Genomic DNA, 16,252 nt, shown 5'->3' with positions numbered 1-16,252 from the left:
GGTCACGCTGATCAACCCGGTGGCGATGGACGAAGGCCTGCGGTTCGCGATCCGCGAAGGCGGCCGCACCGTCGGCGCCGGCGTCGTGGCCAAGATCGTCAAGTAAGCCCCTGCGGGTCCCGGCGACGGGTTCGCCGGAAAGCGCGAAGGGCGGGCCGGAACCTCGGTCCGCCTTCGCCGTCTAAGGGAAGCCTTGGTTCAAACGTACGCCAGTAGCTCAATTGGCAGAGCAGCGGTCTCCAAAACCGCAGGTTGGGGGTTCGAGTCCCTCCTGGCGTGCCACTTCCCGCGGCCAGCGCGAACGGTCCGTCCGGGCCGCAACGGTTAAGAAGAGCGACAGCGACTTGAACAGCAAGATCAACCCGGCTCCGGCCGCCAACGGCGGCGACATCGTCAAGTACGTCATCGCCGCGCTGCTCGTCATCGGCGGGCTGTTCGTCTGGTTCTGGTTCGCGGATGCGGCGCGCGCGGCGCAGCTGGGCTCCTGGGCTCCGCAGCTGCGTGGCCTTGCGGTCGCGGCCGGCCTCGTCGCCGGCACCCTTGTGTTCCTCACGAGCGCGAAGGGTCGCGACGTCCGCGAATTCCTGTCCGAGTCGCGCTTCGAGCTGCGCAAGGTGGTCTGGCCGACCCGCCAGGAAACCACCCGCATGACCTGGGTCGTGATCGCGGTGGTCATCATCCTGAGCCTGATCCTGGCCGGTTTCGATTTCGTCGTGCAGAAGGCGATCCAGTGGTTCCTGGGCCGCTGAGGAGAATGTCGCAGTGAAGCGTTGGTACGTGGTTCACGCCTATTCCGGTTTCGAGAAGAGCGTCGCCCAGGCGCTGCGCGACCGCATCGTCCGCAACGGCATGGAGGAGCGCTTCGGCGAGGTCCTGGTGCCGACCGAGGAAGTGATCGAGATGCGCGCCGGGCAGAAGCGCCGCTCCGAGCGCAAGTTCTTCCCGGGCTATGTGCTGGTCCAGATCGAGACCCACGACGAGGGCGGCATCCCGCGCATCGACAGCGAGAGCTGGCACCTGATCAAGGAAACCTCCAAGGTCATGGGCTTCATCGGCGGCACCGCCGACCGCCCGCTGCCGATCCGCGACGACGAGGCCGACGCGATCCTGCAGCGCGTCCAGGAAGGCGTCGAGAAGCCGCGTCCGAAGGTCCTGTTCGAGCCGGGCCAGATGGTCCGGGTCACCGACGGCCCGTTCAACGACTTCAATGGCGTGGTCGAGGAAGTCAACTACGAGAAGAGTCGCCTGCGCGTGGCCGTGCTCATCTTCGGCCGCTCCACCCCGGTGGAGCTGGAATTCGGGCAGGTCGAGAAGGCCTGACCGCCAGCTGTCCGGCCTCGCCCGGGCTCCTGGAATCCTGTTATACTGCGCGGCTCCCTGCCCGGGTCAGCCGGGCAACCGCACTGGCCGCCGCACTGGCGGCCTTTCGCGCGAACGGACATTGAACGTTTAACGCGACGCCGGGACGCGTGATTTTCCCGGAACGATGGGGAGCCTGCCTGCAGGCGCTTGCACCCGGAGAGCATTGAAATGGCAAAGAAAGTCGTCGGTTACATCAAGCTGCAGGTGAAGGCCGGCCAGGCCAACCCCTCGCCGCCGGTCGGTCCTGCGCTGGGCCAGCGCGGCCTGAACATCATGGAGTTCTGCAAGGCGTTCAACGCGGCGACCTCCAAGCTCGAGCCGGGTCTGCCGACCCCGGTCATCATCACGGCCTACTCGGACCGCACCTTCACCTTCGTCACCAAGAGCACGCCGGCCACGGTGCTGCTGAAGAAGGCGGCCGGCATCCAGTCCGGTTCCAAGCGGCCGAACACCGACAAGGTGGGCAAGGTCACCCGCAAGCAGCTCGAGGACATCGCCAAGGCGAAGGAACCCGACCTGACCGCGGCGGACCTGGACGCGGCTGTGCGCACCATCGCGGGCTCGGCCCGTTCGATGGGTCTTGTGGTGGAGGGCTGAGAACATGGCACTGAACAAGCGACAGAAGGCGATCAACGCGGCGGTCGAGCCCGGCAAGGCTTACCCGATCGATGATGCGCTGAAGATCATCAAGGGCTTCACCAAGGCCAAGTTCGTCGAAGCCGTCGACGTGGCGGTGCGCCTGGGCGTGGATGCGAAGAAGTCCGACCAGCAGGTGCGCGGTTCGACCGTGCTGCCGGCCGGCACCGGCAAGAGCGTGCGCGTGGCCGTGTTCGCCCCGGCCGGCGCCAAGGCCGACGAGGCCGCCGCCGCCGGCGCCGAGGCGGTGGGCATGGACGACCTGGCCGAGAAGATGCTGGCCGGCGACCTGAACTACGACGTCGTCATCGCCACCCCGGACGCCATGCGCGTGGTCGGCAAGCTCGGCCAGGTGCTGGGCCCGCGCGGCCTGATGCCGAACCCGAAGGTCGGCACCGTGTCGCCGAACCCGGCCGAGGCGGTGAAGAACGCCAAGTCGGGCCAGGTCCGCTACCGCACCGACAAGGCCGGCATCATCCACGCCACGATCGGCAAGGCCGATTTCGGCGATGACGCGCTGAAGTCGAACCTGCACGCGCTGCTGCTGGACCTGATCAAGGCCAAGCCGGCGACCTCCAAGGGCCAGTACCTGCAGAAGATCTCGCTGAGCTCGACCATGGGCCCGGGCGTGACCGTCGACCAGTCGTCGCTGACCCTGAAGTAATGCAATACCCCGGGCCGCCCAGGCGGCCCGGGTGCACGTTTTGAGGGCAGTCCCCGGCTCCGCGCCGGTGACAGCCGTCAAAGACCGCAGGCGCGGTCGGCGCACATCGACGACGGGCATGGAAGCTCGAACTGGCAGGGATTCGCCGTCGATGCAGCGGGGTCGCTTAATCGAGGGTCCGAGAGGGCCCGAAACCTGCGCAGATGGTGCCGCCTTCTGGAAGTTTTCCCGGCACGCCCGACCATTCGGGCATGCGGATCAGAAAGGCCAGCACCGGGATGCCCGAGGCATCCCCGGCGCGCACGGAAGGGCGCCGCCCAGGACCGCAAGCGGCAGGAGCCGCGAGCGGAGTTACTACGGAGGAGTGTTATGGCTCTCAATCTGTCCCAGAAGAAGGAAGTCGTCGCCGAACTGGCCGACGTCGCCGCCAAGGCGCACTCCCTGATCGCCGCCGAATACGCAGGCACCTCGGTCTCCCAGATGACCGCGATGCGCAAGAAGGCCCGCGAGAACGGCGTGTTCTTGAAGGTTGTCAAGAACACGCTGGCCGCGCGCGCCGTCGAAGGCACGGAATTCGAGTGCACGAAGGACGTGCTCACGGGTCCCCTGCTGTATGCGTTCTCGACCGAGGAGCCCGGCGCCGCCGGTCGCCTGATCAAGGAGTTCGCCAAGACCAACGACAAGCTGCAGCCGAAGGTGGTTGCGGTGGGTGGCCAGCTGTATCCGGCCAGCCACGTCGAGGTCCTGGCTTCGCTGCCGACCCTCGAGCAGGCCCTGGCGATGGTCGCCCGTGCCCTGGCCGAGCCGGCCACCATGTTTGCCCGCGCGGTCAAGGCCGTCGCCGAGCAGCAGGGTGGTGGCGATGCCGCGCCGGCCGAAACCGACGCCGCTGCCGAAGAAGCCGCGACCGAAGCCTGATCGCTTCGACGATTTCCTAAGTTCCCTTTCCAGAAAACATTCAGAAGGTAATCACAATGTCCCTTTCCAACGAGCAGATCGTCGAAGCCATCGCCGGCAAGACCCTGATGGAAGTGATGGAGCTGGTCAAGGCCATCGAAGAGAAGTTCGGCGTCTCCGCCGCCGCCCCGGTCGCCGTGGCCGCCGGCCCGGCCGCCGCCGCTGCCCCGGTCGAGGAGCAGACCGAGTTCACCGTCGTGCTGAAGGCCGCCGGCGAGAAGAAGGTCGAGGTCATCAAGGCCGTCCGCGCCATCACCGGCCTGGGCCTGAAGGAAGCCAAGGACCTGGTCGAAGGCGCCCCGAAGGACGTCAAGGAAGGCGTGTCGAAGGACGACGCCGCCAAGTTCAAGAAGGACCTGGAAGCCGCCGGCGCGACCGTCGAGCTCAAGTAAGCAATACCTTGCATCGCCGGATAGCTCGGTGATGCACCAAGGCTGGGGGCGAAAGCCCCCGGCCTTTGGTCGTTCCGGAGCTGCATGCTCCGGGCGGCCGCAGCGATGCGAAAAACCCAGTCTCACGCACATGCGGAGCTGGTAGTCGGAAGTAGCGGGATAGGGCGTGCTGGTGCCGGCAATACCAGCGACTACCGACTGACAGCTTCACGTTCCCCCCGGTCCGCGGACGCGCGGCCCGCACTGCCAAAGGTGGTACACCCAATGACGACGTACTCGTTCACCGAGAAGAAGCGCATCCGCAAGGATTTCGGCAAGCAGCGCTCGATCCTCGAGGTGCCGTTCCTGCTCGCCATCCAGGTCGACTCGTACCGGGACTTCCTCCAGGCCGACACCGATGCCGGCAAGCGCCGCGACCAGGGCCTGCACGCCGCGCTGAAGTCTGTCTTCCCGATCAGCAGCTACAGCGGCAACGCCGCCCTCGAATACGTCGGCTACAAGCTCGGCGAGCCGGTGTTCGACGAGCGCGAGTGCCGCAACCGCGGCCTGTCCTACGGCGCCCCGCTGCGCGTGACGGTGCGCCTGGTGATCTACGACCGCGAGTCGTCGACCAAGGCGATCAAGTACGTCAAGGAGCAGGAGGTCTATCTCGGCGAGATCCCGCTGATGACCGAGCACGGCACGTTCATCGTGAACGGCACCGAGCGCGTCATCGTCTCGCAGCTGCACCGTTCGCCGGGCGTGTTCTTCGACCACGACCGCGGCAAGACCCACAGCTCGGGCAAGCTGCTGTACAGCGCCCGCATCATTCCCTACCGCGGCTCCTGGCTGGACTTCGAGTTCGACCCGAAGGACGCGCTGTACACCCGCATCGACCGCCGCCGCAAGCTGCCGGTGACGATCCTGCTGCGCGCGCTGGGCTACAACAACGAAGAGATGCTGCGCGCGTTCTTCGAGATCAACACCTTCCACATCGACCCGAGCGAAGGCGTGCAGCTGGAGCTGGTGCCCGAGCGCCTGCGCGGCGAGACGCTGAACTTCGACCTGGCCGATGGCGAGAAGGTCATCGTCGAGGCCGGCAAGCGCATCACCGCGCGCCACGTGCGCCAGCTGGAGCAGTCGGGCATCACCGCGCTGGCGGTGCCGGACGAGTACCTGCTCGGCCGCATCGTGGCCCATGACGTCGTCGACGCGAACACCGGCGAGCTGCTGGCCAGCGCCAACGACGAGATCAGCGACGAGCAGCTGGCCAACTTCCGCAAGGCCGGCGTGGCCAGCGTCGGTACGCTGTGGGTCAACGACCTGGACCGTGGGCCGTACCTGTCCAATACCCTGCGCATCGACCCGAGCCGCACGCAGCTCGAGGCGCTGGTCGAGATCTACCGGATGATGCGTCCGGGCGAGCCGCCGACCAAGGAAGCCGCGCAGAACCTGTTCCACAACCTGTTCTTCACCTTCGAGCGCTACGACCTGTCGGCCGTGGGCCGGATGAAGTTTAACCGCCGCGTCGGCCGCAAGGACGTGCTCGGCCCGGCCGTGCTGTTCGACCACAAGTACTTCTCCGAGCGCAACGACGAGGATTCCAAGTCGCTGGTCGCCGCCCAGGGCGAGACCTCCGACATCCTCGACGTGCTGCGCGTGCTGACCGAGATCCGCAACGGTCGCGGCGTGGTGGACGACATCGACCACCTCGGCAACCGCCGCGTGCGTTCGGTCGGCGAGATGGCCGAGAACGTGTTCCGCGTGGGCCTGGTCCGCGTCGAGCGCGCGGTCAAGGAAAGGCTGTCCATGGCCGAGTCCGAGGGCCTGACCCCGCAGGAGCTGATCAACGCCAAGCCGGTGGCCGCCGCGATCAAGGAGTTCTTCGGCTCCTCGCAGCTGTCGCAGTTCATGGACCAGAACAACCCGCTGTCGGAAGTCACCCACAAGCGTCGCGTCTCGGCCCTGGGCCCGGGTGGCCTGACCCGCGAGCGCGCCGGCTTCGAGGTGCGCGACGTGCACCCGACCCATTACGGCCGCGTCTGCACCATCGAGACCCCGGAAGGCCCGAACATCGGCCTGATCAACTCGCTGGCCGTGTTCGCCCGCACCAACCAGTACGGCTTCCTCGAGACGCCGTACCGTCGCGTCGTGGACGGCCAGATCACCGACGCCGTGGACTACCTGTCGGCGATCGAGGAGAACGAGTACGTCATCGCCCAGGTCAACGCCGCGCACGACAAGGCCGGCAAGCTGACCGAGGCGTTCGTCCCGGTCCGCTACCAGGGCGAGTCGCTGCTCAAGCCGCCGTCCGAGATCCACTACATGGACGTCTCGCCGATGCAGACCGTGTCGGTCGCCGCGGCGCTGGTTCCGTTCCTGGAGCACGACGACGCCAACCGCGCGCTGATGGGCGCCAACATGCAGCGCCAGGCCGTCCCGACGCTGCGTGCGCAGACCCCGCTGGTCGGTACCGGCATCGAGCGCGCCGTGGCGCGTGACTCGGGCGTGACCGTGAACGCCCGCCGCGGCGGCGTGATCGAGCAGGTCGACGCCGGTCGCATCGTGGTCAAGGTCAACGAGGTCGAGATCTCCGGCGAGCACGATGCCGGCGTCGACATCTACACGCTGACCAAGTACACCCGCTCCAACCAGAACACCTGCATCAACCAGCGTCCGCTGGTGCACGTGGGTGACGTGGTGGCGCGCGGCGACGTGCTGGCTGACGGTCCGTCCACCGACATCGGCGAGCTGGCCCTGGGCCAGAACATGCTGATCGCGTTCATGCCGTGGAACGGCTACAACTTCGAGGACTCGATCCTCCTGTCCGAGCGCGTTGTCCAGGAAGACCGCTACACCACGATCCACATCGAGGAGCTGACCTGCGCGGCCCGCGACACCAAGCTGGGCCCGGAGGAGATCACCGCCGACATCCCGAACGTGTCCGAGCAGGCGCTCAACCGCCTGGACGAGTCCGGCGTGGTGTACATCGGCGCCGAAGTGCGCGCCGGCGACATCCTGGTCGGCAAGGTCACGCCGAAGGGCGAAAGCCAGCTGACCCCGGAAGAGAAGCTGCTGCGCGCGATCTTCGGCGAGAAGGCCTCGGACGTTAAGGACAGCTCGCTGCGCGTGCCCCCGGGCATGGACGGCACGGTCATCGACGTGCAGGTCTTCACCCGCGACGGCATCGAGAAGGACAAGCGCGCCAAGCAGATCGAGGAAAGCGAGATCAAGCGCGTCAAGAAGGACTTCGACGACCAGTTCCGCATCCTGGAAGCGGCGATCTACGCGCGCCTGCGCTCGCAGATCGTGGGCAAGGTCGCCAACGGCGGCCCGGGCCTGAAGAAGGGCGACACCCTGACCGACGCCTACCTGGACGGCCTGAAGAAGGCCGACTGGTTCCTGCTGCGCATGAAGGACGAGGATGCTTCCGACGCCATCGAGCGCGCGCAGAAGCAGATCCAGGCGCACGAGAAGGAGTTCGAGCGTCGCTTCGACGACAAGCGCGGCAAGATCACCCAGGGCGACGACCTTGCCCCGGGCGTGCTGAAGATGGTCAAGGTGTTCCTGGCCGTCAAGCGCCGCATCCAGCCGGGCGACAAGATGGCCGGCCGCCACGGCAACAAGGGCGTCGTGTCGAACGTGGTGCCGGTCGAGGACATGCCGTACATGGCCGACGGCACCTCGGTCGACATCTGCCTCAACCCGCTGGGCGTGCCGTCGCGCATGAACATCGGCCAGATCCTCGAGGTGCACCTGGGCTGGGCCGCGAAGGGCTTGGGCCGGCGCATCCAGAAGATGCTGGACGAGCAGCGCGCCGTGACCGAGCTGCGCGCGTTCCTGGGCAAGGTCTACAACCACGACTCCAGCCTGGCGGGCGAACGCGTGGACCTGGACCAGTTCAGCGACGAGGAGCTGCTGACGCTGGCCCGCAACCTGACGGGCGGCGTGCCGATGGCTACCCCCGTGTTCGACGGCGCGCTCGAGGACGAGATCCGCGGCATGCTGGAGCTGGCCTATCCGGATTCCGACCCGGAAACGGCGCTGCTGGGCTTCAACGCCAGCAAGACCCAGATGCAGCTGCACGACGGCCGCACCGGCGAGGCGTTCGACCGCAAGACCACGGTCGGCTACATGCACTACCTGAAGCTGAACCACCTGGTCGACGACAAGATGCACGCGCGTTCGACCGGCCCGTACTCGCTCGTCACCCAGCAGCCGCTGGGCGGCAAGGCGCAGTTCGGCGGCCAGCGCTTCGGCGAAATGGAAGTCTGGGCGCTGGAAGCCTACGGCGCGGCCTACACCCTGCAGGAAATGCTGACGGTGAAGTCCGACGACGTGCAGGGCCGCAACCAGATGTACAAGAACATCGTCGACGGCAACCACGAGATGGTCGCCGGCATGCCGGAGTCCTTCAACGTGCTCGTGAAGGAAATCCGCTCGCTGGCCATCAACATGGAGTTGGAGGACGAGTAAGGCGCGCGGCGCGGCATGCACGGCATGCCGCGCTCCCTCCCGATCCGCCCATCGACTGCCTTCACTCCTGACGGAGACAAGAAATGAAAGACCTGCTCAACCTCTTCAACCAGCAGCGCCAGACGCTGGACTTCGACGCGATCAAGATCGCGCTGGCTTCGCCGGACCTGATCCGTTCGTGGTCCTTCGGCGAGGTGAAGAAGCCCGAGACGATCAACTACCGCACGTTCAAGCCGGAGCGTGACGGCCTGTTCTGCGCCGCCATCTTCGGCCCGATCAAGGACTACGAGTGCCTGTGCGGCAAGTACAAGCGCATGAAGCACCGCGGCGTGGTCTGCGAGAAGTGCGGCACGGAAGTCACCCTGGCCAAGGTGCGCCGCGAGCGCATGGGCCACATCGACCTGGCTTCGCCGGTCGCGCACATCTGGTTCCTCAAGTCGCTGCCGTCGCGCATCGGCCTGATGCTGGACATGACCCTGCGCGACATCGAGCGGATCCTGTACTTCGAAGCGTTCGTGGTCACCGAGCCGGGCCTGACCCCGCTGGAGCGCCGCCAGCTGCTGACCGAGGAGCAGTACCTGACCGCGCGCCAGGAACACGGCGACGACTTCGACGCCGCCATGGGCGCCGAGGCGATCTACGAGCTGCTGCGCACGATCGACCTGCAGGCCGAGATGGCCCGCCTGCGCGAGGAGATCGCGGCGACGGGTTCGGAGACCAAGCTCAAGCGCCTGACCAAGCGGATCAAGCTGATCGAGGCGTTCATCGAGTCCGGCAACCGTCCGGAGTGGATGGTCATGACCGTGCTGCCGGTGCTGCCGCCGGACCTGCGCCCGCTGGTTCCGCTCGATGGCGGCCGCTTCGCGACCTCCGACCTGAACGACCTGTACCGCCGCGTCATCAACCGCAACAACCGCCTGCGCCGCCTGCTGGAGCTCAATGCGCCCGACATCATCGTGCGCAACGAGAAGCGCATGCTGCAGGAGTCGGTCGACGCGCTGATGGACAACGGCCGCCGCGGCCGCGCCATCACCGGCACCAACAAGCGCCCGCTCAAGTCGCTGGCCGACATGATCAAGGGCAAGCAGGGCCGCTTCCGCCAGAACCTGCTCGGCAAGCGCGTCGACTACTCGGGCCGTTCGGTCATCGTGGTCGGCCCGTACCTGCGCCTGCACCAGTGCGGCCTGCCGAAGAAGATGGCGCTGGAACTGTTCAAGCCGTTCGTGTTCGCCAAGCTGCAGCGTCGCGGCCTGGCCACCACGATCAAGGCCGCCAAGAAGCTGGTCGAGCGTGAAGAGGCCGAGGTGTGGGACATCCTCGAAGAGGTGATCCGCGAGCACCCCGTGCTGCTGAACCGCGCGCCGACCCTGCACCGCCTGGGCATCCAGGCGTTCGAGCCGGTGCTGATCGAGGGCAAGGCCATCCAGCTGCACCCGCTGGTCTGCACCGCGTTCAACGCCGACTTCGACGGTGACCAGATGGCCGTCCACGTGCCGCTTTCGCTGGAAGCCCAGCTGGAAGCACGCGCGCTGATGATGTCGACCAACAACATCCTGTCGCCGGCGAACGGCGAGCCGATCATCGTGCCGTCGCAGGACGTGGTCCTCGGCCTGTACTACATGACCCGCGCCCTGGAGAACAAGAAGGGCGAGGGCATGGCGTTCGCCAGCGTGGCCGAGGTCAAGCGCGCGTACGACAACCGCGTGGTCGAACTGCACGCGAAGGTCAAGGTCCGCATCGCCGAGGTCGTGGTCGACGAATCCGGCGTCAAGCAGAAGACCAAGTCGATCGTGGACACCACGGTCGGCCGCGCCCTGCTGGCCGAGATCCTGCCCGAAGGCCTTCCGTTCGCCCTGGCCAACACCGAGCTGAACAAGAAGGCCATCTCGCGCCTGATCAACTCGTGCTACCGCCAGCTGGGCCTGAAGGACACCGTCGTGTTCGCCGACCAGCTGATGTACACGGGCTTCGCGTTCGCGACCCGTGCCGGCGTGTCGATCGGCATCGACGACATGCTCATCCCGGCCGAGAAGAAGGGCATCCTGACCGAGGCCGAGGCCGAGGTGCTGGAGATCCAGGAGCAGTACCAGAGCGGCCTGGTCACCGCCGGCGAGCGCTACAACAAGGTGGTCGACATCTGGTCGCGCACCAACGAGCGCATCGCCAAGGCGATGATGGACACCATCGGCACCGACCGGGTGATCAACGCGAAGGGCGAGGAAATCGGCGAGAAGTCGATGAATTCGCTGTACATCATGGCCGACTCCGGCGCGCGTGGTTCGCAGGCGCAGATCCGCCAGCTGGCCGGCATGCGTGGCCTGATGGCGCGCCCGGACGGCTCGATCATCGAGACGCCCATCAAGGCGAACTTCCGCGAAGGCCTGAACGTGCAGGAGTACTTCAACTCCACCCACGGCGCCCGCAAGGGCCTGGCCGACACCGCGCTGAAGACCGCGAACTCGGGTTACCTGACCCGCCGCCTGGTCGACGTGGCACAGGACGTGGTGATCACCGAGGTCGACTGCGGCACCTCGCAGGGCCTGACCATGACCCCGATCGTGGAAGGCGGCGACGTGGTCGAGCCGCTGCGCGACCGCGTGCTGGGCCGCGTCGTGGCCGAGGACGTGTTCCTGCCGGGCAACGACGAGGATCCGATCGTCACCCGCAACACCCTGCTCGACGAAGCATGGGTGCAGAAGCTGGAGGACGCCGGCGTCCAGGCGATCAAGGTGCGCTCCACCATCACCTGCGAATCGGCTTTCGGCGTGTGCTCGCAGTGCTACGGCCGCGACCTGGCCCGTGGCCACCTGGTCAACATCGGCGAAGCGGTGGGCGTCATCGCCGCCCAGTCGATCGGCGAGCCGGGTACCCAGCTGACGATGCGTACGTTCCACATCGGTGGCGCGGCGTCGCGTGCGGCGGCGGTGGACAACATCACCGTCAAGACCACCGGTTCGGTCAAGTTCAACAACCTCAAGTCGGTCGCCCATTCGGCCGGCCACCTGGTGGCGGTGTCGCGCTCGGGCGAAATCTCGGTGCTCGACCCGCACGGCCGCGAGCGCGAGCGCTACAAGCTGCCGTACGGCGCGACGATCACGGTCAAGGACCTGTCCGAGGTCAAGGCCGGCCAGTCGGTCGCCAACTGGGATCCGCACAACCACCCGATCGTGTCGGAAGTGGCCGGTTTCGTCCGCTTCGTCGACTTCATCGACGGCGTCACCGTCATCGAGAAGACCGACGAACTGACCGGTCTGGCGTCGCGCGAGATCACCGATCCGAAGCGTCGCGGCACCCAGGGCAAGGACCTGCGTCCGCTGGTCCGCATCGTCGACAAGGACGGCAAGGACCTGACCATCCCGGGCACCGATCTGCCGGCGCAGTACCTGCTGCCGCCGCGCTCGCTGGTGAACCTGCAGGACGGCGCACCGGTCGGCGTGGGCGACGTGGTTGCCAAGATCCCGCAGGAAGCGTCCAAGACGCGCGACATCACCGGCGGTCTGCCGCGCGTGGCCGACCTGTTCGAGGCGCGCAAGCCGAAGGATCCGGCGATCCTGGCCGAGCGTTCGGGCGTAGTCAGCTTCGGCAAGGACACCAAGGGCAAGCAGCGCCTGATCATCAAGGACAACGAGGGCGGCGAACACGAGGAACTGATCCCGAAGTACCGCCAGATCATCGTGTTCGAAGGCGAGCACGTGACCAAGGGCGAGACCGTGGTGGACGGCGAGCCGAGCCCGCAGGACATCCTGCGCCTGCTGGGCATCGAGCCGCTGGCCGCGTACCTGGTCAAGGAGATCCAGGACGTCTACCGCCTGCAGGGCGTGAAGATCAACGACAAGCACATCGAAGTGATCACCCGGCAGATGCTGCGCAAGGTCGAGATCGTCGACCAGGGCGACAGCAAGTTCCTCAACGGCGAGCAGGTCGAGCGCCAGCGCCTCATCGAGGAGAACGCCCGCCTGGTGGCCCGCAACGAGCTGCCGGCGAAGATCGATCCGGTGCTGCTGGGCATCACCAAGGCGTCGCTGGCGACCGAATCGTTCATCTCCGCGGCGTCCTTCCAGGAAACCACCCGCGTGCTGACCGAGGCGGCCGTCCGTGGTACCCGGGACAGCCTGCGCGGCCTGAAGGAGAACGTCATCGTCGGCCGCCTGATCCCGGCCGGTACCGGCCTGGCGTACCACAGCCAGCGCCGCCGCAGCGCCACCGGTCTCACCGACGCCGAGATGGCGGCGCTGGCGGGCACCTCCGAGCCGGCCCTGGTGGAGGCTCCGGCCGAAGCCGCCGAGGGCGGGGTGGAGGAGTAAGCCGCGATGCCCGGCGCCGTCCCGGTGCTGGGCATCACCCCGTCGGACAGGGACGCCCGACGTAGGTCCCCGCTGCCGGCCCCGGCCGGCGGTGGTGTCAGGGAAGACGGTCGGTTGACGCAGTTTTGGGCCGACCGCTATACTCTCCTGTCTCGGCAGGCCGTCCTTCGGCCTGCCGTCGTTTTCACGACCGGCTCCGGCGATGTCGCGGGGCCCCAAGCAGAAGAACCTTAAAGATGGCAACGATCAACCAGCTGGTCCGCAAGCCGCGGAAAGCGGAGACCTACAAGAGCGCCTCGCCCGCGCTCGAGAAGTGCCCGCAGCGTCGCGGCGTCTGCACGCGCGTCTACACCACCACCCCGAAGAAGCCGAACTCGGCCCTGCGCAAGGTCGCCAAGGTCCGCCTGACCAACGGCTACGAGGTCATCTCGTACATCGGCGGCGAAGGCCACAACCTGCAGGAGCACTCCGTGGTGCTGATCCGCGGTGGCCGCGTGAAGGACCTGCCGGGCGTGCGCTACCACACCGTTCGTGGTTCGCTCGACGCTGCCGGCGTCACCAAGCGCCGCCAGGGCCGTTCCAAGTACGGCGCCAAGCGCCCGAAGAGCTAATCGAGGAAGCACGACATGTCCCGTAAAGGTTCCACCCCCCAGCGCGCCGTCCTTCCCGATCCGAAGCACGGGAGCGAAACCATCGCCCGCTTCATCAACATGGTGATGAAGAGCGGCAAGAAGTCGATCGCCGAGAACATCGTGTATGACGCGATGGACGTCATCGGCGAGAAGAACCCCAACGCCATCGAGCTGGTCCAGAAGGCGCTGGACAACGTTTCTCCGTCGGTCGAGGTCAAGTCGCGTCGCGTCGGCGGCGCCACCTACCAGGTGCCGGTCGAAGTGCGTTCGTCGCGCCGCCTGGCCCTGTCGATGCGCTGGCTGATCGATTCGGCCCGCAAGCGCGGCGAGAACACGATGGCCCGCAAGCTCGCAGCCGAACTGATCGATGCCTCGGAGAACCGTGGCGGTGCGATCAAGAAGCGCGAAGAGACGCACCGCATGGCCGAGGCCAACAAGGCCTTCGCGCACTACCGCTGGTAATCCAGATGCGCTCCTGAGCGGGCGCATCTCCAGCTGCACCGGCGGCGCGGACATGTTCCGCGCCTCCGTCTTTCGGAAGCCGGCGCCACGCGCCGCTCCGTCATCCAAAAGCCAAAAGCAAACGAGAGGCTCCCGTGGCCCGTACCACTCCCATCGAGCGTTACCGCAACTTCGGCATCATGGCCCACATCGATGCCGGCAAGACCACCACGTCCGAGCGCATCCTGTTCTACACCGGCAAGAGCCACAAGATCGGTGAAGTGCACGATGGCGCCGCGACCATGGACTGGATGGAGCAGGAGCAGGAGCGTGGCATCACGATCCAGTCCGCGGCCACGACCGCGTTCTGGAAGGGCATGGACAAGTCCCTGCCGGAGTACCGCTTCAACATCATCGATACCCCCGGGCACGTCGACTTCACCATCGAAGTCGAGCGTTCGCTTCGCGTGCTCGACGGTGCGGTGTTCGTGCTGTGCGCCGTCGGCGGCGTCCAGCCGCAGTCGGAGACCGTGTGGCGCCAGGCCAACAAGTACCACGTGCCGCGCATCGCGTTCGTCAACAAGATGGACCGCACCGGCGCCAACTTCTACAAGGTCCGCGACCAGCTCAAGGCCCGCCTGGGCGCCGTGCCGGTGCCGATGCAGGTGCCGATCGGCGCCGAGGACGGCTTCGAGGGCGTGGTCGACCTGCTGAAGATGAAGGCGATCCACTGGGATACCGCTTCGCAGGGCCTGACCTTCGAGTACCGCGAGATCCCGGCCGAGCTGAAGGCGAAGGCCGAGGAAGAGCGCGCGTTCATGGTCGAGTCCGCGGCCGAGGCCAGCGAAGAGCTGATGAACAAGTACCTCGAGGAGGGCGACCTCACCGAGGAGGAGATCGTCGGCGGCCTGCGCACGCGCACGCTGAATACCGAAATCGTGCCGATGTTCTGCGGCTCCGCGTTCAAGAACAAGGGCGTGCAGGCCATGCTGGACGGCGTGGTCAACCTGCTGCCGTCGCCGGTCGACGTGCCGGCGGTCAAGGGCGTGGACGTCGACGACGAGACCAAGGAGCTGACCCGCGAGTCCAGTGACAAGGCCCCGTTCTCGGCCCTGGCGTTCAAGATCATGACCGACCCGTTCGTCGGTTCGCTGACCTTCTTCCGCGTCTATTCGGGCACGCTCAATGCGGGCGACGCCGTGCTGAACTCGGTCAAGAACAAGAAGGAGCGCATCGGCCGCCTGCTGCAGATGCACTCCAACAACCGCGACGAGATCAAGGAAGTGCTGGCGGGCGACATCGCCGCCGCGGTGGGCCTGAAGGACGTCACCACCGGCGACACGCTGTGCGCGCAGGACGCGCCGATCGTGCTGGAGCGCATGGCGTTCCCGGAGCCGGTGATCTCGATGGCGGTCGAGCCGAAGACCAAGTCCGACCAGGAAAAGATGGGCAACGCCCTGAGCCGACTGGCCCAGGAAGACCCGTCGTTCCGCGTCAAGACCGACGAGGAATCCGGCCAGACGATCATCTCGGGCATGGGCGAGCTGCACCTGGACATCATCGTTGACCGCATGAAGCGCGAGTTCAACGTCGAAGCCAACGTCGGCAAGCCGCAGGTCGCGTACCGCGAGACGATCCGCCTGAGTGACGTCAAGTCGGACTACAAGCACGCCAAGCAGTCGGGCGGCAAGGGCCAGTACGGCCATGTCGTCATCGAGCTGTCGCCGATCAGCGACGAGGACCGCCAGAAGCATGCGGAAGCCATCAAGGATGACTTCCTGTTCCTCAACGAGATCACCGGTGGCGTGATCCCGAAGGAGTTCATCCCGTCGGTCGAGAAGGGCATGCGCGAGACCATCACCAGCGGTCCGCTGGCCGGCTTCCCGGTCGTGGGTGTCAAGGCGAAGCTGGTGTTCGGTTCGTACCACGACGTCGACTCGTCGGAAATGGCGTTCAAGCTGGCCGCCTCGATGGCGTTCAAGCAGGGCTTCGCCAAGGCCAAGCCGGTGCTGCTGGAGCCGATCATGAAGGTCGAGATCGTCAGCCCCGAGGACTACCTGGGCGACGTGATGGGCGACGTGAGCCGTCGTCGCGGCGTGCTGCAGGGCCAGGACGACAGCCCGTCGGGCAAGATCATCAATGCGATGATCCCGCTGGGCGAAATGTTCGGTTACGCGACCACGCTGCGCTCCATGAGCCAGGGCCGCGCTACCTTCTCGATGGAATTCGACCATTACGAAGAAGCGCCGAACAACATCGCCGAGACGGTGATCAAGAAGAACTGATCCGGCCCGCCGGATCGACCAAAAACACGCTGATACAGGACACAAGACAATGGCCAAGGGTAAGTTCGAGCGCACCAAGCCGCACGTGAATGTGGGCACGATCGGTCACGTTGACCACGGCAAG

The 16,252-nt window shown here is 66.4% G+C and carries 12 protein-coding genes and 1 tRNA gene; all 13 read left to right on the top strand.

The annotated features are described in order from the left end of the window. A partial coding sequence (locus tag ACA089_RS16340; protein WP_459077399.1) for an EF-Tu C-terminal domain-related protein occupies positions 1-106 on the top strand: 106 nt, incomplete at its 5' end. 100 nt (positions 107-206) lie between these two features. Continuing rightward, positions 207-282, top strand: a tRNA-Trp gene (locus tag ACA089_RS16335). A gap of 62 nt (positions 283-344) precedes the next feature. Further along, on the top strand, positions 345-749 hold the full coding sequence (gene secE / locus ACA089_RS16330; protein WP_372019023.1) for a preprotein translocase subunit SecE: 405 nt from the start codon (positions 345-347) through the stop codon (positions 747-749). A gap of 13 nt (positions 750-762) precedes the next feature. After that, positions 763-1,320 (top strand): transcription termination/antitermination protein NusG, encoded by a 558-nt coding sequence (nusG, locus tag ACA089_RS16325; RefSeq protein WP_372019021.1) that lies wholly within the window; start codon positions 763-765, stop codon positions 1,318-1,320. Positions 1,321-1,530: 210 nt separating this feature from the next. Further along, on the top strand, positions 1,531-1,959 hold the full coding sequence (gene rplK / locus ACA089_RS16320) for a 50S ribosomal protein L11 (protein WP_372019018.1): 429 nt from the start codon (positions 1,531-1,533) through the stop codon (positions 1,957-1,959). A gap of 4 nt (positions 1,960-1,963) precedes the next feature. Next, positions 1,964-2,662, top strand: coding sequence for a 50S ribosomal protein L1 (gene rplA / locus ACA089_RS16315; protein ID WP_372019015.1), 699 nt, complete (start codon positions 1,964-1,966; stop codon positions 2,660-2,662). 369 nt (positions 2,663-3,031) lie between these two features. Next, entirely contained in the window at positions 3,032-3,580 is a 549-nt protein-coding gene (rplJ, locus tag ACA089_RS16310; protein ID WP_372019012.1) for a 50S ribosomal protein L10, read from the top strand. Between the two features lie 56 nt (positions 3,581-3,636). Next, positions 3,637-4,011 (top strand): 50S ribosomal protein L7/L12, encoded by a 375-nt coding sequence (gene rplL / locus ACA089_RS16305; protein WP_162376517.1) that lies wholly within the window; start codon positions 3,637-3,639, stop codon positions 4,009-4,011. A gap of 264 nt (positions 4,012-4,275) precedes the next feature. After that, the gene (rpoB, locus tag ACA089_RS16300) at positions 4,276-8,466 is read left to right on the top strand and encodes a DNA-directed RNA polymerase subunit beta (protein WP_372019009.1); all 4,191 of its coding nucleotides are present in this window, start codon (positions 4,276-4,278) and stop codon (positions 8,464-8,466) included. Between the two features lie 83 nt (positions 8,467-8,549). Further along, positions 8,550-12,770: a DNA-directed RNA polymerase subunit beta' gene (gene rpoC / locus ACA089_RS16295; RefSeq protein ID WP_372019006.1), complete on the top strand. Its 4,221-nt coding sequence runs from the start codon at positions 8,550-8,552 to the stop codon at positions 12,768-12,770. A 236-nt stretch (positions 12,771-13,006) separates the two neighbouring features. After that, complete coding sequence (gene rpsL / locus ACA089_RS16290) at positions 13,007-13,381, top strand: 30S ribosomal protein S12 (RefSeq protein WP_162410753.1); 375 nt, start codon at positions 13,007-13,009, stop codon at positions 13,379-13,381. A 15-nt stretch (positions 13,382-13,396) separates the two neighbouring features. After that, complete coding sequence (gene rpsG / locus ACA089_RS16285; protein WP_052630561.1) at positions 13,397-13,864, top strand: 30S ribosomal protein S7; 468 nt, start codon at positions 13,397-13,399, stop codon at positions 13,862-13,864. Between the two features lie 134 nt (positions 13,865-13,998). After that, complete coding sequence (fusA, locus tag ACA089_RS16280; protein WP_372019002.1) at positions 13,999-16,128, top strand: elongation factor G; 2,130 nt, start codon at positions 13,999-14,001, stop codon at positions 16,126-16,128. Positions 16,129-16,252: the final 124 nt, after the last annotated feature.

This window comes from Pseudoxanthomonas fibrivorans (assembly GCF_041464125.1).
In the GTDB taxonomy this organism is placed as follows: Bacteria; Pseudomonadota; Gammaproteobacteria; order Xanthomonadales; family Xanthomonadaceae; genus Pseudoxanthomonas.
Note: the sequence above shows the minus strand (reverse complement) of the source record. Positions and strands in the feature narration are given on the sequence as shown.

Coding starts and splice junctions, on each gene's coding strand:
- rplK (WP_372019018.1), top strand. CDS start 1,531: ATGGCAAAGAAAGTCGTCGGTTACATCAAGCTGCAGGTGAAGGCCGGC.
- rplA (WP_372019015.1), top strand. CDS start 1,964: ATGGCACTGAACAAGCGACAGAAGGCGATCAACGCGGCGGTCGAGCCC.
- rplJ (WP_372019012.1), top strand. CDS start 3,032: ATGGCTCTCAATCTGTCCCAGAAGAAGGAAGTCGTCGCCGAACTGGCC.
- rplL (WP_162376517.1), top strand. CDS start 3,637: ATGTCCCTTTCCAACGAGCAGATCGTCGAAGCCATCGCCGGCAAGACC.
- rpoB (WP_372019009.1), top strand. CDS start 4,276: ATGACGACGTACTCGTTCACCGAGAAGAAGCGCATCCGCAAGGATTTC.
- rpoC (WP_372019006.1), top strand. CDS start 8,550: ATGAAAGACCTGCTCAACCTCTTCAACCAGCAGCGCCAGACGCTGGAC.
- rpsL (WP_162410753.1), top strand. CDS start 13,007: ATGGCAACGATCAACCAGCTGGTCCGCAAGCCGCGGAAAGCGGAGACC.
- rpsG (WP_052630561.1), top strand. CDS start 13,397: ATGTCCCGTAAAGGTTCCACCCCCCAGCGCGCCGTCCTTCCCGATCCG.